Annotated in this window: 19 protein-coding genes, 1 tRNA gene and 1 pseudogene; 11 read left to right on the top strand and 10 right to left on the bottom strand. The window is 65.5% G+C overall.

From position 1 onward, the window contains the following. Nucleotides 1-11: 11 nt before the first annotated feature. The 5 genes from secF to queA all read right to left on the bottom strand — a co-directional run bounded on the left by secF (nt 12) and on the right by queA (nt 5,525). On the bottom strand, nt 12-917 hold the full coding sequence (secF, locus tag AABM56_RS05340) for a protein translocase subunit SecF (protein WP_133863138.1): 906 nt from the start codon (nt 915-917) through the stop codon (nt 12-14). A gap of 10 nt (nt 918-927) precedes the next feature. Next, entirely contained in the window at nt 928-2,796 is a 1,869-nt protein-coding gene (secD, locus tag AABM56_RS05335) for a protein translocase subunit SecD (RefSeq protein ID WP_133863137.1), read from the bottom strand. Between the two features lie 64 nt (nt 2,797-2,860). Next, nucleotides 2,861-3,205, bottom strand: coding sequence for a preprotein translocase subunit YajC (gene yajC, locus AABM56_RS05330; protein WP_007162951.1), 345 nt, complete (start codon nt 3,203-3,205; stop codon nt 2,861-2,863). Nucleotides 3,206-3,352: 147 nt separating this feature from the next. Next, nucleotides 3,353-4,471 (bottom strand): tRNA guanosine(34) transglycosylase Tgt, encoded by a 1,119-nt coding sequence (gene tgt, locus AABM56_RS05325; RefSeq protein WP_051226203.1) that lies wholly within the window; start codon nt 4,469-4,471, stop codon nt 3,353-3,355. 10 nt (nt 4,472-4,481) lie between these two features. Further along, nucleotides 4,482-5,525 carry a tRNA preQ1(34) S-adenosylmethionine ribosyltransferase-isomerase QueA gene (gene queA, locus AABM56_RS05320; protein ID WP_133863136.1) on the bottom strand — a complete coding sequence of 348 codons (1,044 nt, stop codon included), beginning with the start codon at nt 5,523-5,525 and terminating at the stop codon, nt 4,482-4,484. Between the two features lie 106 nt (nt 5,526-5,631). On the opposite strand from queA, the gene AABM56_RS05315 reads away from it, so the two are divergent. Next, nucleotides 5,632-5,716: transfer RNA gene (locus AABM56_RS05315), tRNA-Leu, on the top strand. A 108-nt stretch (nt 5,717-5,824) separates the two neighbouring features. Here the strand turns inward: AABM56_RS05315 and AABM56_RS05310 are convergent. Then, a complete protein-coding gene (locus tag AABM56_RS05310; RefSeq protein ID WP_133863135.1) occupies nt 5,825-6,154 on the bottom strand; it encodes a DHCW motif cupin fold protein in 330 nt (109 codons plus the stop codon). A 196-nt stretch (nt 6,155-6,350) separates the two neighbouring features. Here AABM56_RS05310 and AABM56_RS05305 point away from each other — a divergent pair, with 196 nt between their 5' ends. From AABM56_RS05305 to AABM56_RS05295, 3 genes are all read left to right on the top strand, one after another. Beyond that, nucleotides 6,351-6,521, top strand: coding sequence for a hypothetical protein (locus AABM56_RS05305; protein WP_263259680.1), 171 nt, complete (start codon nt 6,351-6,353; stop codon nt 6,519-6,521). 35 nt (nt 6,522-6,556) lie between these two features. Beyond that, nucleotides 6,557-7,024 carry a hypothetical protein gene (locus AABM56_RS05300; protein WP_133863134.1) on the top strand — a complete coding sequence of 156 codons (468 nt, stop codon included), beginning with the start codon at nt 6,557-6,559 and terminating at the stop codon, nt 7,022-7,024. Between the two features lie 100 nt (nt 7,025-7,124). Beyond that, nucleotides 7,125-7,445, top strand: coding sequence for a hypothetical protein (locus tag AABM56_RS05295; protein WP_133863133.1), 321 nt, complete (start codon nt 7,125-7,127; stop codon nt 7,443-7,445). A gap of 22 nt (nt 7,446-7,467) precedes the next feature. Here AABM56_RS05295 and lptG read toward each other — a convergent pair whose 3' ends face one another. Then, entirely contained in the window at nt 7,468-8,529 is a 1,062-nt protein-coding gene (gene lptG / locus AABM56_RS05290) for an LPS export ABC transporter permease LptG (RefSeq protein ID WP_133863132.1), read from the bottom strand. Next, nucleotides 8,526-9,638: an LPS export ABC transporter permease LptF gene (gene lptF / locus AABM56_RS05285; RefSeq protein WP_133863131.1), complete on the bottom strand. Its 1,113-nt coding sequence runs from the start codon at nt 9,636-9,638 to the stop codon at nt 8,526-8,528. Before lptF ends, lptG begins: the two co-directional genes overlap by 4 nt. Before the next feature lie 171 nt (nt 9,639-9,809). Here lptF and AABM56_RS05280 point away from each other — a divergent pair, with 171 nt between their 5' ends. The 7 genes and pseudogenes from AABM56_RS05280 to AABM56_RS05250 all read left to right on the top strand — a co-directional run bounded on the left by AABM56_RS05280 (nt 9,810) and on the right by AABM56_RS05250 (nt 16,420). Next, nucleotides 9,810-11,309 carry a leucyl aminopeptidase gene (locus AABM56_RS05280; RefSeq protein ID WP_133863130.1) on the top strand — a complete coding sequence of 500 codons (1,500 nt, stop codon included), beginning with the start codon at nt 9,810-9,812 and terminating at the stop codon, nt 11,307-11,309. Between the two features lie 211 nt (nt 11,310-11,520). Continuing rightward, nucleotides 11,521-11,949, top strand: coding sequence for a DNA polymerase III subunit chi (locus tag AABM56_RS05275; RefSeq protein WP_133863129.1), 429 nt, complete (start codon nt 11,521-11,523; stop codon nt 11,947-11,949). Between the two features lie 4 nt (nt 11,950-11,953). Further along, nucleotides 11,954-12,316: a hypothetical protein gene (locus AABM56_RS05270; RefSeq protein WP_133863128.1), complete on the top strand. Its 363-nt coding sequence runs from the start codon at nt 11,954-11,956 to the stop codon at nt 12,314-12,316. Nucleotides 12,317-12,403: 87 nt separating this feature from the next. Next, nucleotides 12,404-15,235: a valine--tRNA ligase gene (locus AABM56_RS05265; RefSeq protein ID WP_133863127.1), complete on the top strand. Its 2,832-nt coding sequence runs from the start codon at nt 12,404-12,406 to the stop codon at nt 15,233-15,235. 159 nt (nt 15,236-15,394) lie between these two features. Then, complete coding sequence (locus AABM56_RS05260; protein WP_133863126.1) at nt 15,395-15,685, top strand: nucleotidyltransferase family protein; 291 nt, start codon at nt 15,395-15,397, stop codon at nt 15,683-15,685. Further along, nucleotides 15,669-16,022 (top strand): annotated as a pseudogene (locus tag AABM56_RS05255) (DUF86 domain-containing protein). Before AABM56_RS05260 ends, AABM56_RS05255 begins: the two are co-directional and overlap by 17 nt. A 101-nt stretch (nt 16,023-16,123) precedes the next feature. Further along, complete coding sequence (locus tag AABM56_RS05250; RefSeq protein WP_347883888.1) at nt 16,124-16,420, top strand: winged helix-turn-helix domain-containing protein; 297 nt, start codon at nt 16,124-16,126, stop codon at nt 16,418-16,420. Between the two features lie 3 nt (nt 16,421-16,423). Here AABM56_RS05250 and AABM56_RS05245 read toward each other — a convergent pair whose 3' ends face one another. Both AABM56_RS05245 and purL read right to left on the bottom strand, forming a co-directional pair. Beyond that, complete coding sequence (locus tag AABM56_RS05245) at nt 16,424-16,738, bottom strand: NGG1p interacting factor NIF3 (RefSeq protein WP_133863123.1); 315 nt, start codon at nt 16,736-16,738, stop codon at nt 16,424-16,426. A 167-nt stretch (nt 16,739-16,905) separates the two neighbouring features. After that, complete coding sequence (purL, locus tag AABM56_RS05240; protein ID WP_133863122.1) at nt 16,906-20,805, bottom strand: phosphoribosylformylglycinamidine synthase; 3,900 nt, start codon at nt 20,803-20,805, stop codon at nt 16,906-16,908. Nucleotides 20,806-20,915: the final 110 nt, after the last annotated feature.

Genomic DNA, 20,915 nt, shown 5'->3' with positions numbered 1-20,915 from the left:
TGCCTGGGACATCAGGGACGCTCGTCGAGTTCCTTGGCTTGCGGCGGGATCAGGTCTTCGCTCTTCAGGTCCAGCCAGATCAGCACCACGTTGGCGATATAGATCGACGAGTAGGTACCGGCCAGCACGCCGATGAACAGCGCCAGCGAGAAGCCGAACAGGTTGTCGCCGCCAAAGAACAGCAGCGCCGCCACGGCCAGCAGGGTCGAGATCGAGGTCGCCAGGGTACGCAGCAGGGTCTGGGTGGTCGAGACGTTGATGTTCTCGATCAGATTGGCCTTGCGCAGCACCCGGAAGTTTTCCCGCACCCGGTCGAACACCACGATGGTGTCGTTGAGCGAGTAGCCGATGATGGCCAGGACCGCCGCCAGCACCGTCAGGTCGAAGGTGATCTGGAAGAACGACAGCAGACCCAGGGTCACCACCACGTCGTGCACCAGCGAAAGGATGGCGCCCACGGCGAACTTCCACTGGAAGCGGAAGGCCACGTAGACCAGGACGCTGCCCAGGGCCAGCAGCATGCCCAGGCCACCCTGGTCACGCAGCTCCTCGCCCACCTGCGGACCGACGAACTCGGTACGGGTCAGGGAGAAGCGCTCGGTGCTCGCCTTCTGCAGCGCGCCGGTCACCTGCTGGCCCAGCTGCGGGTTGTCACCCGGCATCCGCACCAGCACATCGGTGGTGGCGCCGAAGCTCTGCACCACCGCCTCTTCGAAGCCGGCGCCCTGCAGTTGCTGACGGATCTTGCCGAGATCAGCCGGCTGCTCGTAGCGCAGCTCGATCAGGGTACCGCCGGTGAAATCCAGGCCGAAGTTGAGCCCCTTGTAGAACCAGCTGAACAGCGCCAGAACGGTCAGGAGCGCGGTGATGGCGAACGCGATATTGCGTACGCCCATGAAGTTGATGGTCTTTTTCATCGGCGCGTCCTCAAATCCACAGCTTCTTGACGTTCCGGCCGCCATAAATCAGGTTGACCATGGCACGGGTCACGAAGATGGCGGTGAACAGGGAGGTGAAGATACCCAGCGACATGGTCACGGCGAAGCCCTTGACCGGCCCGGTGCCCATGGCGAACAGGATGGCGCCCACCAGCAGGGTCGTCAGGTTGGAGTCCAGGATCGCCGTGAAGGCGCGACTGAAGCCCTCATGGATGGCGCGCTGGATCGGCATGCCGTTGGCGATCTCTTCGCGGATCCGCGAGAAGATCAGCACGTTGGCGTCCACCGCCTGGCCCATTGTCAGGACGATACCGGCGATACCCGGCAGGGTCAGGGTGGCATGCAGGATGGACATCAAGGCCATCAGCAGCACCATGTTGAAGCCCAGGGCGACCGTCGCCAGCAACCCGAAGAAGCGGTAGATGGCGATCAGGAACAGCGAGACGAAGACCATGCCCCACAGCGAGGCATCGATGCCCTTCTCGATGTTGTCGGCGCCTAGGCTCGGGCCAAGGGTGCGTTCTTCGGCGAAGTACATGGGTGCGGCCAGGCCACCGGCACGCAGCAGCAGCGCCAGTTCCGAGGCCTCGCCCGAGCCATTCAGGCCGGTGATGCGGAAGCTGTTGCCCAGGGCCGACTGGATGGTCGCCAGGCTGATGATGCGCCGCTCTTCCTCGAAGCCGGGCACCGCCACTTCCTTCTGCACGCCATCCACGGTCTGGGTGGTGTAACGGGTGACCGGACGCTGCTCGATGAACACCACGGCCATGCTGCGGCCGACGTTGCTGCGAGTAGCGCGGTTGATCAGATCGCCGCCATGGCCATCCAGACGGATGTTGACCTGGGGCCGGCCGTTTTCGTCGAAGCTGGCCGAGGCGTCGGTGACCTGGTCACCGGTGATGATGACGTTACGCTCCAGCGGCACCGCAGGGCGACCGGGCTCGCGGAATTCGAAGCTCTCGGTGGAGGCCCGCGGGGTGTCCGCCGTGGCGGCCAGGCGGAATTCCAGGTTGGCGGTCTTGCCGAGGATGCGCTTGGCTTCGGCGGTGTCCTGCACGCCCGGCAGCTCGACCACGATGCGGTCGGCGCCCTGACGCTGCACCAGCGGCTCGGCCACGCCCAGTTCGTTGACCCGGTTGCGCACCGTGGTCAGGTTCTGGGTGACGGCATAGTTGCGGATCTCGCGCAGCTTGGCCTCGGTCAGCTGCAGACGCAGCACCTGCAGGTCACCTCGAGTATCGGTGGTCAGCTCGAAATCAGTGTAGTTCTTGCGGATCAGGCTCTGCGCCTGCTGCAGGTCGGCGGCGTCGGTGAAGCCGAGCTGCAGGGCACCGTTCTGGTCGGGCATGCTGCGATAGCGCACCTTCTCGCGACGCAGCAGGGTCTTGACCTCGTTGTCATAGACCTTCAGGCGCGCATCCACGGCCTTGTCCATGTCAACCGCCAGCAGGAAGTGCACACCGCCGGACAGGTCCAGGCCGAGCTTCATCGGGCTGGCGCCCAGCTTGCGCAGCCACTGCGGCGTGGTAGGAGCCAGGTTCAGGGCGACCACGAAGTCGTCGCCGAGGGTACGTCGGACCACTTCTTGGGCCGGCAGCTGATCGTCGGCGCGGGTCAGGCGGATCAGCACCCGGCTGCCATTGGCGTTGAGATCACTGGACTTCACGGCGAGCTTCGCCTGCGCCAGGGCCGCGTCTACACGCTGGACCTCGGCGGGGGTCACCGCGCGTTCGGTGCTGGAAGCGCTGATCTGCAGGGCCGGATCGTCGGGGTACAGATTAGGAACCGAATAGATGGCGCCCACGACCAGTACGGCCAGGATCAGCAGGTACTTCCAGAGGGGATATTTGTTGAGCATGACACCGCCCGAGATAAAGGCGGGGCGCCTTGCGCGCCCCGGTGTTAGCTAGATTGAGGAAGGCTCAGAGCGCCTTCAGGGTGCCTTTCGGCAGGGTCGCGGCGATGGCGCCCTTCTGGAATTTCAGTTCGACGTTGTCGGACACTTCCAGCACCACGAACTCGTCGGTGACCTTGTTGATGCGGCCGGCGATACCACCGGTGGTCACCACTTCGTCACCCTTCTGCAAGCCGCCGATCAGGTTCTTGTGATCCTTGGTGCGCTTGGCCTGGGGACGCCAGATCAGGAAATAGAAGATCACCACGAAGCCGATCAGGAAGATGAACTGAATGTATTCACCTCCCGGTGCAGCGTTGGCGGCCGGCGCGGCAGCTTCCTGGGCCTGGGCCGTGGAAATCAGAAAACTCATTGCACTACTCCTTGCAGAGTTGGATGACGGAAAAAGAAGAGATGCCGGGGGTCGCTCGCAGCCGTTCCGACCGCCTCGGGACCCCGCTCACGCACCTGGCGAAGGACGCGCGAGCGCCGTTTCGCCTGGACGATCGGACAGGGGCTTTCAGCGGTCGAGCGGCGGCGTAGGCAGGCCGCGCCGTGCATAGAAGGCGTCCACAAAGTCGGCCAATTTACCCTCTTGGATAGCCTGGCGCAAACCGGCCATCACGCGCTGGTAATACCGCAGGTTGTGGATCGTATTCAGCATACTCCCCAGCATTTCCCCGCATTTATCCAGATGGTGCAGATAGGCCCGGGAGAAATGTTTGCAGGTGTAACAGTCGCAGGTGGGATCCAGCGGCGTCTCGTCGTGACGGTGCACGGCGTTGCGCAGCTTGAGCACGCCGGTGTCGATGAACAGATGGCCGTTGCGGGCGTTGCGGGTGGGCATCACGCAGTCGAACATGTCGACGCCGCGGCGCACGCCTTCCACCAGGTCTTCCGGCTTGCCCACGCCCATCAGGTAGCGCGGCTTGTCCGCCGGCAGGTGCGGTGGCAGGAAGTCCAGCACCCGGATCATCTCTTCCTTGGGCTCACCCACCGACAGGCCGCCGATGGCATAGCCGTCGAAGCCGATGCCTTCCAGCCCTTCCAGGGATCTCAGGCGCAGTTCTTCGTGCATGCCGCCCTGGACGATGCCGAACAGCGCCGAGGGATTGTCGCCATGGGCTTCCCGGGAGCGCTTGGCCCAGCGCAGCGACAGTTCCATGGAGCGACGCGCGGTGTCGAAGTCCGCCGGATAAGGCGTGCACTCGTCGAAGATCATCACGATGTCCGAGCCCAGGGCGCGTTGCACCGCCATGGATTCCTCGGGGCCCATGAAGACCTTGGCGCCGTCCACCGGCGAGGCGAAGTAGACGCCCTCCTCCTTGATCTTGCGCAGCGCGCCCAGGCTGAACACCTGGAAGCCGCCGGAATCGGTGAGGATCGGCCCCTGCCACTGCATGAAGTCGTGCAGGTCGCCATGGCGCTGGATCACCTCGGTCCCGGGCCGTAGCCAGAGATGGAAGGTGTTGCCGAGGATGATCTGGGCACCGATATCGGCGACGCTGTCGGGCAGCATGCCCTTGACCGTGCCGTAGGTACCGACCGGCATGAAGGCCGGGGTCTCGACCACGCCGCGGGGAAAGGTCAGGCGACCGCGACGGGCCTTGCCCTCGGTGGCCAGCAATTCGAAATTCATGAAACTCATATCAGCTCTCCGGGCCCTGGGCCCCGGGATTGCGGGTGATGAACATGGCGTCGCCATAACTGAAGAAGCGATAGCCCTCGGCCACGGCCGTGGCATAGGCGGCCATGGTCTCGCGGTAACCGGCGAAGGCCGACACCAGCATCAGCAGGGTCGACTCGGGCAGGTGGAAGTTGGTCACCAGCGCATCGACCACGTGGAAGGGCCGGCCGGGATAGAGAAAGATGTCCGTCTCGCCGGCGAAGGCCTGGAGCTCGCCGTCACGGGCGGCGCTTTCCAGCGAACGCACGCTGGTGGTGCCGACGGCGATCACCCGGCCGCCACGGGCGCGGCAGGCGGCCACGGCATCCACCACGGCCTGGTCGACCTGCAGCCACTCGCGGTGCATGTGGTGGTCTTCGATCTTTTCCACCCGCACCGGCTGGAAGGTACCGGCACCGACGTGCAGGGTGACGAAGGCGGTCGCCACGCCCTTGGCGCGGATGGCCTCCAGCAGCGGCTCGTCGAAGTGCAACCCGGCGGTGGGCGCGGCCACCGCGCCGGCATTGCGCGCATAGACGGTCTGGTAGCGCTCGCGATCCTCGGCTTCGTCGGGCCGGTCGATATAGGGCGGCAGCGGCATGTGACCGACCCGCTCCAGCAGCGGCAGCACCGGCTCGGCGAATTTCAATTCGAACAGCGCCTCGTGGCGCGCCACCATCTCGGCCTCGGCACCGCCGTCGATGAGGAGGCGGCTGCCCGGCTTGGGCGACTTGCTGGAACGCACATGGGCCAGCACCCGCTCTTCGTCCAGCACCCGCTCCACCAGGATCTCCACCTTGCCGCCACTGGCCTTCTGGCCGAACAGCCGTGCGGGTATCACCCGGGTGTCGTTGAACACCATCAGGTCGCCAGGTCGCAGATAACCCAGCAGATCGGCGAAGTGGCGATGACTCAGCTCACCGCTGGGGCCGTCGAGCACCAGCAATCGACTGCCGCGGCGCTCGGCCAGCGGATGACGGGCGATGAGGGATTCGGGAAGGTCGAAATGGAAGTCGGCGACGTGCATGGCAGGTAGATCTCGAAAGGCCGCACAGCTTACCGGAAGCGACCTTTTTCACCAAAGCACTTTGGATTGACCGGGCCTGCCCGCGTCCCTATACTCCGCCGCCATTGCCCCGGTGGCGGAACCGGTAGACGCGGCGGATTCAAAATCCGTTTCCGAAAGGAGTGGGAGTTCGAGTCTCCCCCGGGGCACCAAGTTGTACCTTCCAGGCCGCCTCTGAGAGGCATGGAAACTGAAGAAACCGCCCCTTGAGGCGGTTTTTTTGTGCCTGGTGCGCCCTGGTCGCGGCGTCGATACGAGCCTCAATCCACGACGAATAACCTAGCCCCAGTAGCGGTCGAGGATCTGTGAGCCTCTGCATTGTCGGCCACCTGGTAACTCATGCCGGCGGTCAAGGTGAAGACGCGACCATCGGCCAGCTCGGTATCCAGCCGACCCTCCAGGCAAAGCAGGATGTGTCCCTTGCTGCACCAGTGATCGGCAAGGTAACCCTCACTGTACTCGACCATGCGGACTCGTATTGCCCCAAACTGGCAGGTACGCCAAAGCGCCAAGCCGGTCGTTCCCGCATGGACTACAGGTTCGATTTTCGACCAATCAGTGGTCCCGAATGGAATGTCGCTCAGTTGCATGACGGCCATTACCCGGGGCAGGAAGGGTATGTTACCCGGGCAGCAAGACGGCCAAGCGATACAGATTGGACGAATTCCGAAGGTACGCAGCACTGCATAAAGTGCGGTTCCTGTACCTTCCAATGCGCCGACTCCCACTGATCGGGCACGTCCTTGATCACCCCACTCCCGCTTTCATCATGAGGAAGGATGCCTGTTGAAATGGATATCGCTTGGCTTCGCGCTGCTGCTGTCCGGCTGCAGTCACTACAGCGATGCCGGCCCGCTCTGCGAGCCGAGTCCGCTGAGCGGTGAGGACTGCCAGAAGCGGCAGCCAGTCGGCAACTATCTGATGGACAAGTATCGGGAATGGCAACGTTACCAGTAGGCTGGTCCCTGCCTGAGCTTTGCCGAGACCGGAAGATGCGTCTGTGCCCTCCCCTGCTGCTCGTCCTACTGCTGATCCTGGGTGGCTGCGCCGTGCAGCAACCGGCCCAGCCAGCCGGTGCCGGCATAGACCTGAGTCGCTCGCCCAGCTGGACGCTGCAGGCCCGGTTGCACAGCGCCCTCTATGGCTGCGAGTTGCTGGTGCTGCATGGCAACAACGCCCGCCTGGCGGGCGAGCAAGGGCGGCTGGCGGACTTTCGTCGGCGGCTGAGCAGTTGCCAGACCCAGGCCGCTGCCGAAGAAAAGCAGGCCGCGGACCAGTTACCCGCCGGCCAGGATCGACTGCTGCGCAATGCGCAGAAGGCCTATCTGGCCGCCTGGCAGAGCTATCTGGCCGGGCTCACCATCGATCATCCGGCCGACTTGCAGCAGAAGCAGTCTTATCTTAAGGCGCGTTCAGCGCTGCTCGACGTGGCGACAGAAGCACCCGGACATCCGCGCTGAGCCCCAGAAACGACCGGATAGCCAGCTGACCACCGGCAGCTGAAACGCAGGGGCAAAGCATGCAATAGTAAGACATCGATACGGACGCGAGATCTTGCGCATGGAAACGCTCTCCCCCCTCTCCCAGGTGGCGGTCAAGGACCTGGAAACGGCCCAGGCCCCCGCCCGCTTCTCCCCGGCCTTCATCGAGCGGCTGCTCTCGCGCTGCGAGACGCGCATGGACGAGATGGAAGCCTGCCCCGACATGAGCGCGGATCTGCGCCTGATTCACATGCAGAACGTCGATCTGCTGGTGCGTACCGTGGTGGGCGAATGCCGCCATCGGGATCAGATCCGCCGCGTGCAGCGGATCCTGAATTTCTGCGAAGCGCACGCCGGCTGGTTGCAGCCGCAGCCGGCAGCGAGCAAGGGCGCCGCCTAGCGAGCGGCGCCGCCGGGTGGCCCTAGCCGGCCCGGCGCAGCAACAGCACCCCGGCCACGGCGCAGAGCAGCGCCGGTGCCAGCACGGCCAGCAGCGGCGAGAAGCCGAACACCAGGCTGGAGGGCCCGAGCAGATCCTGGAAGATCCGCAGGGCGAAGCCGATGATCACCCCGGTGAAGATCCGCTGGCCCAGGGTCACCGAACGCAGCGGACCGAAGATGAAGGAGATCGCCATCAGCACCAGGGCGGCGGTCACCAGCGGCTGGAAGATCTTCGACCAGAACGCCAGCCAGTAGCTCTTGTTGCTCAGCCCCTGATCGGCCAGGTAGTGGATGTACCACCACAGCCCGGAAATCGACAGCGCATCCGGCTCCATGATCACGGTGTCGAGCACCTGCGGCGTCAGCTCGACGTTCCAGATCACCTTGGGCTCCTGACGGATGCTGGTCTGGCGATTGCCGAAGTCGGTGATGCTGACGTTTTCCAGCTCCCAGTGATCGCCGCGATAGATGCCGCGCTGGGCGAAGCTGGATTGCAGCAGGTGGCGATTGTCGTCGAATTCGTAGCGCGTCACGCCCAGCAGCAGGCCATTGGGCTGCACCGCGTTGACGTGGGTGTACTCGTGACCCTGACGATGCCAGAGGCCATGGCGCGAGCTCTGCGCCTTGCCGGCGCTCTGCGCCAGGGCGCGGCCGCTCTGCGCCAGGTTTTCCGACCAGGGCGCCACGTACTCACCGACCAGGATGCCGGCGATGAGCAGCACGAACATCGGCTTCATCACCGCCCAGACGATGCGTCCCAGGGAAACACCGGCGGCGCGCATCACGATCAGTTCGCTGCTGCTGGCCAGGGTGCCCAGGCCGATCAGGCAGCCGATGAGCGCGGCCATGGGCAGCATCTCGTAGGCGCGCCGCGGCGAGGTCAGGAGGACGAACTTGAGCGCCTCGGCGACGCCGTAGTTGTCATCGAAGTCGCCGAGCTGGTCGATGAAGGCGAACAGCAGGGCCAGACCGACGATCACGCCCAGCACCGCGAGGATGCTGACGAAGACGGTGCGCCCTATGTACCAGTCGAGCTTGTTCATGCCGCTACCTCCGGCTTGTGACCGCGCAGACGCGCCTTGAGCGGTTCCCAGAAGGCCAGCAGCAGGCCGAGCACCAGGAACAGCAGGTGCACGCCCCACAGGCCGATGGCCGGCGGCAGGCGGCCCTTGTCCAGGGCGCCGCGGGCGGCGATCAGCAGCGACAGGTAGGCCATGTACAGCAGGATCGCCGGCAGCAGCTTGAGGAAGCGGCCCTGGCGCGGATTGACCTTGGCCAGGGGCACGGCGATGAGGGTCACGATGAACACCAGGATCGGCAGCGACAGCCGCCATTGCAGTTCGCCGCGATACTGCAGCTCGTTGCTGCGCATGAGTTCGCCAGTGGTGACGGCGTCACGCTCGCTGATGTCCTCGCTGACCGCGGGCTTGGGCAGGAGCACGCCATAGGTGTCGTACTGCACCGCGCGGTAGTCGGCCTGGCCGGGGACGCCGTCGTAGCGGAAGCCGTTCTGCAGGATCAGGTAGCGACTGCCGTCCGGGTGAATTTCCTGCCGGCCGGTGTCGGCCACCAGCACGCCCACGCCGCGGTCCTTGCCGCCAGCGGTGGAGGTGTTGCGCTCGGAAATGAAGACGCCGCCCAGCTGGCTGCGATCCGCCGAGAGGCGCTCGGTGTAGGTGACCCGCGAGTTGTCCCGCAGCGACTGGAAGCGGCCGGGTTCGAGGGTGTCGAACTCGGTCATGGCGTCCTGCTGGTTGAGGATGGTGGTGACCTTCTGCACGCCCAGGGGCGCCAGCGACAGACTCAGCCAGGCAACCACCAGGGCCACCAGCGCGGCGGGCGCCATGCTGTAGGCCAGCAGGCGGCGCGGACTCAGGCCGGTGGCGGTGAGCACGGTCATCTCGCTGTCCAGGTACAGCCGGCCATAGGCCAGCAGGAAGCCGAGGAAGAGTCCTAGCGGTAGGATCAGCTGAAGGAAGCCGGGGATGCGGTAGGCCATGATGAGCAGCAGCACACCCGGATCCAGCAGGCCCTGGGCCGCCTGGGCCAGGTACTTGATGAAGCGGCCGCTCATGATGATCACCAGCAGCACGGCACTGACCGCACCGAGGGTGGTGAGAACTTCTCGAGACAGATAGCGGAAGACGATCAAACAGGATTCTCCAGGGTTGTCAGGCTCTGGCGCGAACGCTCACACTAGCTCGGCTGCATGGCTTGCGTTGCAAGGCCCACCCGTTGAAGGCCGATCGCCGGGAAAGGCCCTGGCGAAAGCCCCGCATTATATCCTGCGAACTCATGTGTTTGTCTTGGGGAGCTTCTCCTAATGGAATTCGTCGTCAAAAACGCTCGTCCGGAAACCCTGAAAACCGCCACGCTGGTCGTGGCCGTCGGTGAAGGCGGTGCGCTCGACGCAGCGGCCAGCGCCGTGGACGCTGCCACTTCCGGCGCCCTGAGCGCGGCCGTCAAGCGCGGCGACATCGCCGGCAAGGCCGGCCAGACCCTGCTGCTGACCAACCTGCCTGGCCTCAAGGCCGAGCGCGTGCTGCTGGTGGGTAGCGGCGCCAGCGAAGGGCTGTCCGACCGCCAGTACCGCAAACTGGCCAGCGGCGCCCTGAGCGTGCTCAAGAGTCTGGGCGGCAGCGACGCCGCCATCGCCCTCGGCGATGTGCCGGTCAAGAATCGTGACGGCTATGCCCGCCTGCGCCTGCTGGCCGAGACCCTGGCCGATGGCGACTATGTCTTCGATCGCTTCAAGAGCAAGAAGGCCGAGCCGCGGCCGCTGAAGAAGCTGACCCTGGTCACCACCAAGGCCTCCCAGCCGGAAGCCGAACGCGCCCTGGCCCATGCCCTGGCGATCACCCACGGCACCGCTTACGCCAAGGACTTCGGCAACCTGCCGCCGAACGTCTGCAACCCGGTCTATGTGGCCGATCAGGCCAAGGCCCTGGGCAAGCAGTTCAAGGACGCGGGGCTCTCCGTCGAGGTGCTCGACGAGAAGAAGATGCGCGAACTGGGCATGGGCTCTTTCCTCGCCGTGGCCCAGGGCAGCGCCCAGCCGCCGCGCCTGGTGGTGCTGCAGTACAAGGGCGGCGCCAAGAATGCCCAGCCCTACACCCTGGTCGGCAAGGGCATCACCTTCGACACCGGCGGCATCAGCATCAAGCCCAGCGCCGGCATGGACGAGATGAAGTACGACATGTGCGGCGCCGCCAGCGTCCTGGGCACCTTCCGCGCCCTCATGGAGCTCAAGCCGGCGATCAACGTGGTGGGCCTCCTGGCCCTGGCCGAGAACATGCCCAGCGGCACCGCTACGCGTCCGGGTGACATCGTCACCAGCATGAGCGGCCAGACCATCGAGATCCTCAACACCGACGCCGAAGGCCGCCTGGTGCTGTGCGATACCCTCACCTACGCCGAGCGCTTCCAGCCCAAGGCGGTGATCGACATCGCCACCCTCACCGGCGCCTGCATCACCGCGCTGGGTTCGCTGGTCTCGGGCCTGATGGGCAACGACGACGCCCTGATCGACCAGGTCAAGCAGGCCGGCGATCGCGCCGACGACCGCGTCTGGCAACTGCCGCTGCACGACGAATACCAGGAGCAGCTGGACAGTCCCTTCGCCGACATGGCCAACATCGGCGGCCCCAAGGCCGGCACCATCACCGCCGGCTGCTTCCTGGCGCGCTACGCCAAGGCCTATCCCTGGGTGCACCTGGACGTGGCCGGTACCGCCTGGATCAGCGGCGGCAAGGACAAGGCCGCCACCGGTCGTCCAGTCCCGCTGCTGGTGCAGTACCTGCTCGACCGCACCGCCGAGGCCTAAGCACCTGCTCAAAGTCTGCTGCGCGTCGGCCAAACGGCGTTGAAAAGACCTTCGGAATGCTCATTTACGTTTTGTAAACTCCGCTTCCTCAGGTCTTTTCGCCTTGTTTGGCTCTAGCTCGCGAGACTTTGAACACGCGCTAACGCCTATAGAGGCCGCGACGCCCCTACGTCGCGGCCTTGCCGTTCCCCCCCCTTCTTCGTGATCCGCCATGACCCGTGTCGACTTCTATGTTCTACCCTCCACCGATCCCGCGGCGCGGCTGGCCTTCGCCTGTCGGCTGGTGGACAAGGCCTGGAAGCAGGGCATGCCGGTCTATGTGCACTGCGCCGACGCCGAGCAGCGCCAGCGCCTGGATGACCAGCTGTGGGCCTTCCGCCCGGACAGCTTCGTTCCCCACGATCTTGCGGAAACATCCAGCGACAGCCCGGTGGTGCTCGGCCTGACCACGCCCGCCGAGCAGAGGGGTGAACTGCTGATCAACCTCAGTCTGGCGCCGCCGCCCTGCCATGCGGGTTTCGCCCGGATCGCCGAAGTGGTCGTCGAGGCCCCCGAAGTCCGCCAGGCGATGCGCGAAGGTTTTCGCTTCTACCGCAAGCTTGGCTATGCTCTACAGGATCATCAGCTGTCACGTGTCTGATTTCATGACCAGCACCAAGCCTCCCGCGCACGTCCTGCAAGACCTCGAAGCCATCCGCCAGGTGCTCGACAAGAGCCGTAACACGGTCCATCCGAGCAGCGCCGATGGCATCCCCATCCTCTCCGATGTCATAGCGCCCAGCGCCGAGCGGCTCAAGGCCATTCCGCCGCTGCTCGACCAGATCGTGCCGGACGTCATCGCAGAGGTGACGCCCAGCGCGCCCCATGAAGACCTGGCCCAGGTGCGCCTGCGCCAGGAAGCACCGACCATTCTTCAGGAACTGCTCGACGAGCAGTTGCCACGCCTGGAAGCCGAATTGCAGCGCCGTCTCCAGCAGCGCCTGGAAGAACTGCTGCAGCGTCCCTGAGCGCGGGGCGCCAAGGCGCCCTGCCGTCGGCGGGCCGGAGTCGCTATACTCGGAGGCTTTCCTCTTCCAGCGACAAAAGCCCCCTCCATGGACAAGACCTACCAGCCGCACGCCATCGAAACCTCCTGGTACCAGACCTGGGAACGCCAGGGCCATTTCGCGCCCCAGGGGTCGGGCGAGCCCTACACCATCATGATCCCGCCGCCGAACGTGACCGGCAGCCTGCACATGGGCCATGGCTTCAACAACGCCATCATGGACGCCCTGATCCGCTTCCGCCGCATGCAGGGTCGCAACACCCTCTGGCAGCCGGGCACGGACCACGCCGGCATCGCCACCCAGATGCTGGTGGAACGCCGCATCGGCGCCGAGGGCCTGTCGCGCCATGACCTGGGCCGGGAGAAATTCCTGGAGAAGGTCTGGGAATGGAAGAACGAATCCGGGGGCAATATCAGCCGGCAGATCCGCCGCCTGGGCTCCTCGGTGGACTGGTCGCGCGAGCGCTTCACCATGGACGAGGGCCTCTCCGAGGCGGTCAAGGAAGCCTTCGTGCGCCTGCACGAGGACGGCCTGATCTATCGCGGCAAGCGCCTGGTCAACTGGGACACCAAGCTGCACACCGCCATTTCCGACCTGGAAGTGGAAAGCCATGACGAGAAGGGTCATCTCTGGCACCTGCGCTATCCGCTGGCCGATGGCGCCCGCACCGCCGAGGGCATGGACCATCTGGTGGTCGCCACCACCCGCCCCGAGACCCTGCTGGGCGATGCCGCCGTGGCCGTGCACCCGGAAGACCCGCGCTACAAGGACCTGATCGGCCAGTACGTCGAGCTGCCCCTGGTGGGCCGGCGCATCCCCATCGTCGGTGACGACTACTGCGACCCCGAATTCGGCACCGGCTGCGTCAAGATCACCCCGGCCCACGACTTCAACGACTATGAAGTCGGCAAGCGACACAACCTGCCGCTGATCAACATCTTCGATGCCGATGCGGCCGTCCTCCCCGGCGCCCAGGTGTTCAACCTGGACGGCAGCGTCAACGGCATGTTCGACGCCACCCTCCCCACCGCCTACGCCGGGCTGGACCGCTTCGAGGCGCGCAAGCGCATCGTCGCCGACCTGGAGGCCGCCGGCCGCCTGGAAAAGATCGACGACCACGCCCTCAAGGTGCCCAAGGGCGACCGCTCCGGCACCGTGATCGAGCCCTGGCTGACCGACCAGTGGTACGTTTCCACCAAGCCCCTGGCCGAGAAGGCCATCGCCGTCGTCGAGAGCGGCGAGGTGCAATTCGTGCCCAAGCAGTACGAGAACATGTACTTCAGCTGGATGCGCGACATCCAGGACTGGTGCATCAGTCGCCAGCTCTGGTGGGGCCACCGCATTCCCGCCTGGTACGACCAGGCCGGCAACGTCTACGTCGGTCGCGACGAGGCCGAGGTACGCGCCAAGCACAACCTGGGTGACATCGCCCTGCGTCAGGACGACGACGTGCTGGACACCTGGTTCAGCTCAGGCCTGTGGACCTTCTCCACCCTGGGCTGGCCCGAGCAGACCGAGGCGCTGAAGACCTTCCACCCCACCGACGTGCTGGTGACCGGCTTCGACATCATCTTCTTCTGGGTCGCCCGGATGATCATGCTGTCCACCCACCTGACCGGGCAGATCCCGTTCAAGACCGTCTACGTCCATGGCCTGGTGCGCGATGGCCAGGGCCAGAAGATGTCCAAGTCCAAGGGCAACGTGCTCGACCCGCTGGACATCGTCGACGGCATCGACCTGGACACCCTGCTGGAGAAGCGCACCAGCGGCCTGATGCAGCCCAAGCTGGCCGAGAAGATCGCCAAGCAGACCCGCGCCGAATTCCCGGACGGCATCGCCAGCTACGGCACCGATGCCCTGAGATTCACCTTCTGCTCCCTGGCCACCACCGGCCGCGACGTCAAGTTCGACATGGGTCGCGTCGAGGGCTACCGCAACTTCTGCAACAAGCTGTGGAACGCGGCGAACTTCGTCATGGAGAACGTCGAGGGCCAGGATACCGGCGTCAACGACGAACCGGTCGAGCTGTCCTCGGTGGATCGCTGGATCATCTCCCAGCTGCAACGCACCGAGGCCGAGGTGACCCGTCAGCTCGACGCCTTCCGTTTCGACCTGGCCACCCAGGCGCTCTACGAATTCGTCTGGGACGAGTACTGCGCCTGGTACCTGGAACTGGTGAAGCCGGTGCTGTGGGACGAGAACGCCTCCATCGAGCGTCAGCGCGGCACCCGCCGTACCCTGGCGCGGGTACTGGAAGTGGTGCTGCGCCTGGCGCATCCCTTCATGCCCTTCATCACCGAGGAAATCTGGCAGCGCCTCAAGGCGCCGGCCGGTGTCCAGGGCGAGACCCTGATGCTGCAACCCTGGCCGGTGGCCAACGAGGCGCGCATCGATGCCGCCGCCGAAGGCGACATCGAGTGGGTCAAGGCGCTGATGCTGGGCGTACGGCAGATCCGTGGCGAGATGAAGATCTCCATGGCCAAGCGCATCGACATCATCGTCGCCAATGCCAGTGCCGAGGACCAGCGCCGCCTGGCCGACTTCGAGCCGCTGCTGAACAAGCTGGCCAAGCTGGAATCGGTCCGCGTCCTGGCCGCCGGCGAGGAAGCGCCGATGTCCGCCACCACCCTGGTAGGCGAGATGGAAGTGCTGGTGCCCATGGCTGGCCTGATCGACAAGGACGCGGAACTTACGCGCCTGGACAAGGAGATCGGCCGCCTGGAAGGCGAGGTCAAGCGCGTCGGCGGCAAGCTGGCCAATGAAGGCTTCGTCGCCAAGGCCCCGGCCGAGGTGCTGGAGAAGGAGCGCGCCAAACTGGCCGAAGCCGAGCAGGCCCTGGCCAAGATGGTGGACCAGCGGCAGCGCATCGCGACGCTGTAACGCAAACGCCGCAGTCGGAGACGACTGCGGCGTTTTCCCTCATGCAGGTCGGTCAGCCGTCACCCCACTGCCTGGGAAGCCGACAACGAGGTAGCGAGTTGGAAGCCCCTGCCGATCCATGCCAGACTGACTCGAATCTCCTCTGCCGAGGTCAGGACCTTGGAACGCGACGTCATTCTGACCAAGCTTCGCCTCAGCAAGCCCTATCTGGCCGCGCGCTACGGGCTGGTTTCACTCGCCCTGTTCGGCTCGGCGTCGCGAGGAATGGCCAGAGCCGACAGTGACATCGACATCCTGGTCGACTTCGACGGACCGGCCACCTCGGAGCGTTACTTCGGCGTGCAGTTCCACCTCGAAGATCAGCTGGGGCACCCCGTCGATCTGGTTACTGAAAAAGCGCTACGCGGCGAGTTACGTCCGCTCGTGGAGCGAGATGCCATCCATGTCTGAGGAGCGCCTCTGGACTTTCTATATAGAGGACATGATCGACTTCACTGAGAAGGCCATTACCTATTGCGCGGGATTGAGCAGGACTACCTTCGTGGCCAATACCCTGGTCTATGATGCGACGCTGCGCAATCTCGAGTTGATCGGCGAGGCGGCGACACGCATCCCAGCGGTAGTGCGTGAGAATTACCCAGACATTCCCTAGCGCCAGGTCATAGCGACGCGCAATCGACTGATCCATGGTTACCTGGGTATCGACGACGACATCCTCTGGAGCATCATCCGGGACGATCTGCCCGGGCTGCTGGATCAGCTTCGCGCCGTGAGAGACGCTAACTGAGGGTGCCTTGAGCCGGACGGAAGACACGCTTTCCCCACGAGTCTCAGATCCTCTTCCAACTGTTTTGAAATCAACGCTTAGCGCTCATCAGGACCAATGACATGGACGTGAGCAAGACCAAGACCAGCTTCTATCGCCGCCTCTATGTGGCCTGGCTGGTGGCCAGCGGCACCGCCACCAGCGTGCCGGCGTTGATGGCCGCTACCGGGATGCCAAGGCGCACGGCCCAGGACACCCTGCTGGCGCTGGCCGATCTGGATATCGACTGTCAGTTCGTGCAGGGCGACGGCGCCCGCAACAACGCCGGGTGCTACGAGATCCGCGACTGGGGCGCGGTGGATCCGCGCTGGGTCGAGCGTGAGTTGCCGCGGATCAGGACGGTTCTGGGTTATCCCTGAACCCTAGAAATTCAGCACCTGCACCACGTCATAGGCCGGCGTCTCATAGGGATGCGCCCCCTTGAGCGCCGCCACGGCCTGGCGGGCGACTTGCTCGTCGGCCAGCACCAGTTCCACCCGCCATTCGGCGACCTGTTCGAGACTGCCCTGCTCGCCCAGGTGCGGCTGGCTGCCCGGCAACGGGCGGAACTGGCCGAGGCCCTGGACCTGCCAACAACAGCTGTCGTACAGACCGATGCGGCCAGCGCCCACGGCGAAGATCGCCTGCTTGACGGCTTCCAGGTGAGAGTCGGGGACATAGAAGCAGAGTTTGAGCATGGTGACGCTCTCCGGCTGGGTGGCCCTCACCCCAGCCCTCTCCCTGAGGGAGAGGGGGTAAGAGCGCAGCGGCGGATGCCGGGTGGCTCGCCGTCGGTTTGGAAGAGAGCCTATGAGCCAGGCTCACCCGACCGCAGGTCGAGCAAGTCTGGCCAGACGCCGAACCCTTAGTCCACCCAGACCCGCGCATTGCGGAACAGGCGCATCCAGCCGCCGTCCTCGCCCTGCCAGTCGGCAGGAATCCAGGAGTTCTGCACGGCCCGGAAGCAGCGCTCGGGGTGCGGCATCATCAGCAGTACGCGACCGTCCTGGCTGGACAGCCCGGTGATGCCCAGCGGCGAGCCGTTGGGGTTGGCCGGATAGGTCTCGGTGACCTTGCTGTGGCCATCGACATAGCGCAGCGCCACGGTGCCGGAGACGTCAGCGGCGACCAGCGCCTGCTGGTCCGGATACTCGGCGAAGCCTTCGCCGTGGGCGATGGCGATGGGCAGCCGCGACCCGGCCATGCCGGCGAGGAACAGCGAGGGCGAATCCTGCACCTGGACCATGGCCACCCGCGCCTCGAACTGCTCGGAGCGGTTGCGCACGAAGCGCGGCCAGAATTCGCTGCCAGGCACCAGCTCGCGCAGGTTGGCGACCATCTGGCAACCATTGCACACGCCCAGGGTGAAGGTGTCGGTGCGCTCGAAGAACTGCTGGAAGCCGTCACGGGCACGGGCATTGAACAGGATGGACTTGGCCCAGCCACCGCCGGCGCCGAGGACGTCGCCATAGGAGAAGCCGCCACAGGCGACCACGCCCTTGAAGTCCGCCAGGTCGATGCGGCCGGAAAGGATGTCGCTCATGTGCACGTCGATGGCGGCGAAACCGGCGCGATCGAAGGCCGCGCCCATCTCCACCTGACCGTTGACGCCCTGCTCGCGCAGGATGGCGACCTGCGGCCGCACGCCCTTCTTGATGTAGGGGGCGCAGATGTCTTCGTTGGGGTCGTAGGCCAGCTTGGCCGACAGCCCCGGATGATCCTCTTCCAGCAGGGCATCGAATTCCTGCTGGGCGCACTCGGCGTTGTCGCGCAGGCGCTGGATCTGGAAGCTGGTCTCGCTCCAGACGCGCTGCAGCATGCGCCGCTCGGCCTGGTAGAGGTGCTCGTCGTGGTAGTGGATGTTGATCTCGTAGCCGTTGACCGGGTTGCCGATCACCGCCACGCAGTCTTCCAGACCGGCCGCGCTGAACTGGGCCAGCACCTCGTGGGTGAAGTCCTGGGGCACCTGGATGACGGCGCCCAGCTCCTCGGCGAACAGCGCGCGGGTCAGTTCGTCACGGTCGGCGGCCAGGGCGTCCAGGCGCAGGGCCAGGCCGCAGTGACCGGCGAAGGCCATTTCCACCACCGTGGTGATGAGGCCACCGTCGGAACGGTCGTGGTATGCCAGCAGCAGGCCGTCCTGATTGAGACCCTGGATCACCGCGAAGAAGGCCTTGAGGTCTTCGGCCTGGTCGACGTCGGGGGCCTGCTGGCCGAGCTTGCCGTGGGTCTGGGCGAGGATGGAGCCGCCCAGGCGATTCTGGCCGCGACCCAGATCGATGAGGATCAGGTCGGTCTGGCCCTTGTCCAGGCGCAGCTGGGGGGTCAGGGTACGGCGGATGTCCTGCACCGGGGCGAAGCCGGTGATCACCAGCGACAGCGGCGCGGTGACGCTCTTGTCTTCGCCACCGTCCTGCCAGCGGGTCTTCATGGACATGGAGTCCTTGCCGACCGGGATGGTGATGCCCAGCTGCGGGCACAGCTCCATGCCCACCGCCTTGACGGTTTCATAGAGACGCGCGTCTTCGCCGGGGTGGCCAGCAGCGGCCATCCAGTTGGCGGACAGCTTGATGTCGCCGAGCTTCTCGATGCGCGCGGCGGCCAGGTTGGTGATGGTCTCGCCGATGGCCATGCGGCCGGAAGCAGGCGCGTCGAGCAGCGCCAGCGGGGTGCGCTCGCCCATGGCCATGGCTTCGCCGGTGTGGACGTCGAAACTGGTGGCGGTCACGGCGCAGTCGGCCACCGGCACCTGCCAGGGGCCGACCATCTGGTCGCGGGCGACCAGGCCGGTGATGGTGCGGTCGCCGATGGTGATCAGGAAGCTCTTGCTGGCCACGGCCGGGTGGCGCAGGACGCGCTCCACCGACTCGGTCAGGTCCAGCCCGGCGCCGTCGAAGGCGTCGCCCAGTTCGGCTTCCCGGGTGGCGCTGCGGTGCATGCGCGGCGGCTTGCCGAGCAGGACGTCCAGCGGCATGTCCACGGCGTTGTTGCCGAAGTGGCTGTCGGCCACGGTCAGCTGGCGCTCCTCGGTGGCTTCGCCGACCACGGCGAAGGGGCAACGCTCGCGTTCGCAGATGGCCTTGAAGGTCTCGAAGTTCTCGGCGTCCACGGAGAGCACGTAGCGCTCCTGGGACTCGTTGCACCAGATCTCCAGCGGACTCATGCCCGGCTCGTCGTTGGGCACGTTGCGCAATTCGAAACGACCACCGCGACCGGCATCGTTGACCAGCTCGGGGAAGGCGTTGGACAGGCCGCCCGCACCCACGTCGTGGATAAAGGTGATGGGATTGTTTTCACCCAGCTGCCAGCAGCGGTCGATGACCTCCTGGCAGCGGCGCTCCATTTCCGGGTTCTCGCGCTGCACCGAGGCGAAATCCAGGTCGGCGGAGCTGGCGCCGGTGGACATGGACGAGGCCGCGCCGCCGCCCAGGCCGATCAGCATGGCCGGACCACCGAGCACGATGAGCTTGCCGCCCACCGAGATGTCGCCTTTCTGTACATGGTCGGCGCGGATGTTGCCCAGGCCGCCGGCGAGCATGATCGGCTTGTGATAGCCGCGCACCTCGGGACCGCGGGGGGTCTCGACCTGCTGTTCGAAGGTGCGGAAGTAGCCAGCCAGGGCCGGGCGACCGAATTCGTTGTTGAAGGCGGCGCCGCCCAGCGGGCCCTCGATCATGATGTCCAGCGGGGTGACGATGCGCTCGGGCTTGCCGTAGGGCTGCTCCCAAGGCTGTGTGAAACCGGGGATGTTCAGGTTGGAGACGGTGAAGCCGGTCAGGCCCGCCTTGGGCTTGGAGCCGCGACCGGTGGCGCCTTCGTCGCGGATCTCGCCGCCGGAACCGGTGGAGGCGCCGGGGAAGGGGGCGATGGCGGTCGGGTGGTTGTGGGTTTCCACCTTCATCAGGATGTGCACGGGCTGGCTGTGCGCGCCGTACTCGCGGGACTCGGCGTCGGGATAGAAGCGCCCGGCGGTGAAGCCTTCCATGACCGCGGCGTTGTCCTTGTAGGCGGACAGCACGCCGGCGCGGTTCAGCTCAAAGGTGTTCTTGATCATGCCGAACAGCGACTTCTCCTGGCTCTCGCCGTCGAGGTCCCAGCTGGCATTGAAGATCTTGTGCCGGCAGTGCTCGGAGTTGGCCTGGGCGAACATCATGAGTTCGATGTCATGGGGATTGCGCCCCAGGGCGGTGAAGCTCTTGACCAGGTAGTCGATCTCGTCATCGGCCAGGGCCAGGCCCAGCTCGAGATTGGCCTGCTCCAGGGCAGCGTGACCACCGCCGAGCACGTCCACCGCGGTGAGCGGCCTGGGCGTGGCATGGCTGAAGATGTCGGCGGCGGCGTCCAGAGTCGGCAGCACGCGCTGGGTCATGCGGTCATGCAGGGCGGCGGCCAGCTGCGCGTGGGCAGCGGCGTCCAGTTCGCCGGCGACATAGTAGGCCACGCCGCGCTCCAGGCGCTCGATCTGCGCCAGGCCACAGTTGTGGGCGATGTCGGTGGCCTTGCTCGACCAGGGCGAGATGGTGCCCAGGCGGGGCACGATGAGGAACAGCGCGCCGCTGGGTTCCTGCTGGGGGACGCTGGGGCCGTATTGCAGCAGTCGGCCGAGGATGCCCTCTTCCTCCGCGCTCAGGGTGCCGGCGACTTCGGCGAAATGAACGAACTCGGCATAGAGCCCGGAGACACCGGGAACCAGGCGAGTCAGCTGGTCGAGAAGTTTGCCGTGACGGAACGAAGAAAGAGCGGGAGCGCCGCGCAGGATCAGCATCGGGGACAGCCTCGGGGCCAAGTCACTTTGGGGCCGTGCATTCTAGCCTAAAGGCGCGCCGGGGACACCTTCCGGCGACGAGGGTTCATGCAGCCTTACCACCACTCTTG

The sequence above is a fragment of the Pseudomonas aestiva genome (assembly GCF_039908605.1).
Classification (GTDB): Bacteria; Pseudomonadota; Gammaproteobacteria; order Pseudomonadales; family Pseudomonadaceae; genus Chryseomonas; species Chryseomonas aestiva.
This window is presented reverse-complemented; position numbering and strand designations above follow the sequence as displayed.

Bases quoted from the DNA above. Each gene is read 5' to 3' on its own strand.
- secF (WP_133863138.1), bottom strand. From the start codon at position 917: ATGAAAAAGACCATCAACTTCATGGGCGTACGCAATATCGCGTTCGCC.
- secD (WP_133863137.1), bottom strand. From the start codon at position 2,796: ATGCTCAACAAATATCCCCTCTGGAAGTACCTGCTGATCCTGGCCGTA.
- yajC (WP_007162951.1), bottom strand. From the start codon at position 3,205: ATGAGTTTTCTGATTTCCACGGCCCAGGCCCAGGAAGCTGCCGCGCCG.
- tgt (WP_051226203.1), bottom strand. From the start codon at position 4,471: ATGAATTTCGAATTGCTGGCCACCGAGGGCAAGGCCCGTCGCGGTCGC.
- queA (WP_133863136.1), bottom strand. From the start codon at position 5,525: ATGCACGTCGCCGACTTCCATTTCGACCTTCCCGAATCCCTCATCGCC.
- AABM56_RS05310 (WP_133863135.1), bottom strand. From the start codon at position 6,154: ATGCAACTGAGCGACATTCCATTCGGGACCACTGATTGGTCGAAAATC.
- AABM56_RS05300 (WP_133863134.1), top strand. From the start codon at position 6,557: ATGCGTCTGTGCCCTCCCCTGCTGCTCGTCCTACTGCTGATCCTGGGT.
- AABM56_RS05295 (WP_133863133.1), top strand. From the start codon at position 7,125: ATGGAAACGCTCTCCCCCCTCTCCCAGGTGGCGGTCAAGGACCTGGAA.
- lptG (WP_133863132.1), bottom strand. From the start codon at position 8,529: ATGAACAAGCTCGACTGGTACATAGGGCGCACCGTCTTCGTCAGCATC.
- AABM56_RS05280 (WP_133863130.1), top strand. From the start codon at position 9,810: ATGGAATTCGTCGTCAAAAACGCTCGTCCGGAAACCCTGAAAACCGCC.
- AABM56_RS05275 (WP_133863129.1), top strand. From the start codon at position 11,521: ATGACCCGTGTCGACTTCTATGTTCTACCCTCCACCGATCCCGCGGCG.
- AABM56_RS05270 (WP_133863128.1), top strand. From the start codon at position 11,954: ATGACCAGCACCAAGCCTCCCGCGCACGTCCTGCAAGACCTCGAAGCC.
- AABM56_RS05265 (WP_133863127.1), top strand. From the start codon at position 12,404: ATGGACAAGACCTACCAGCCGCACGCCATCGAAACCTCCTGGTACCAG.
- AABM56_RS05250 (WP_347883888.1), top strand. From the start codon at position 16,124: ATGGACGTGAGCAAGACCAAGACCAGCTTCTATCGCCGCCTCTATGTG.
- AABM56_RS05245 (WP_133863123.1), bottom strand. From the start codon at position 16,738: ATGCTCAAACTCTGCTTCTATGTCCCCGACTCTCACCTGGAAGCCGTC.
- purL (WP_133863122.1), bottom strand. From the start codon at position 20,805: ATGCTGATCCTGCGCGGCGCTCCCGCTCTTTCTTCGTTCCGTCACGGC.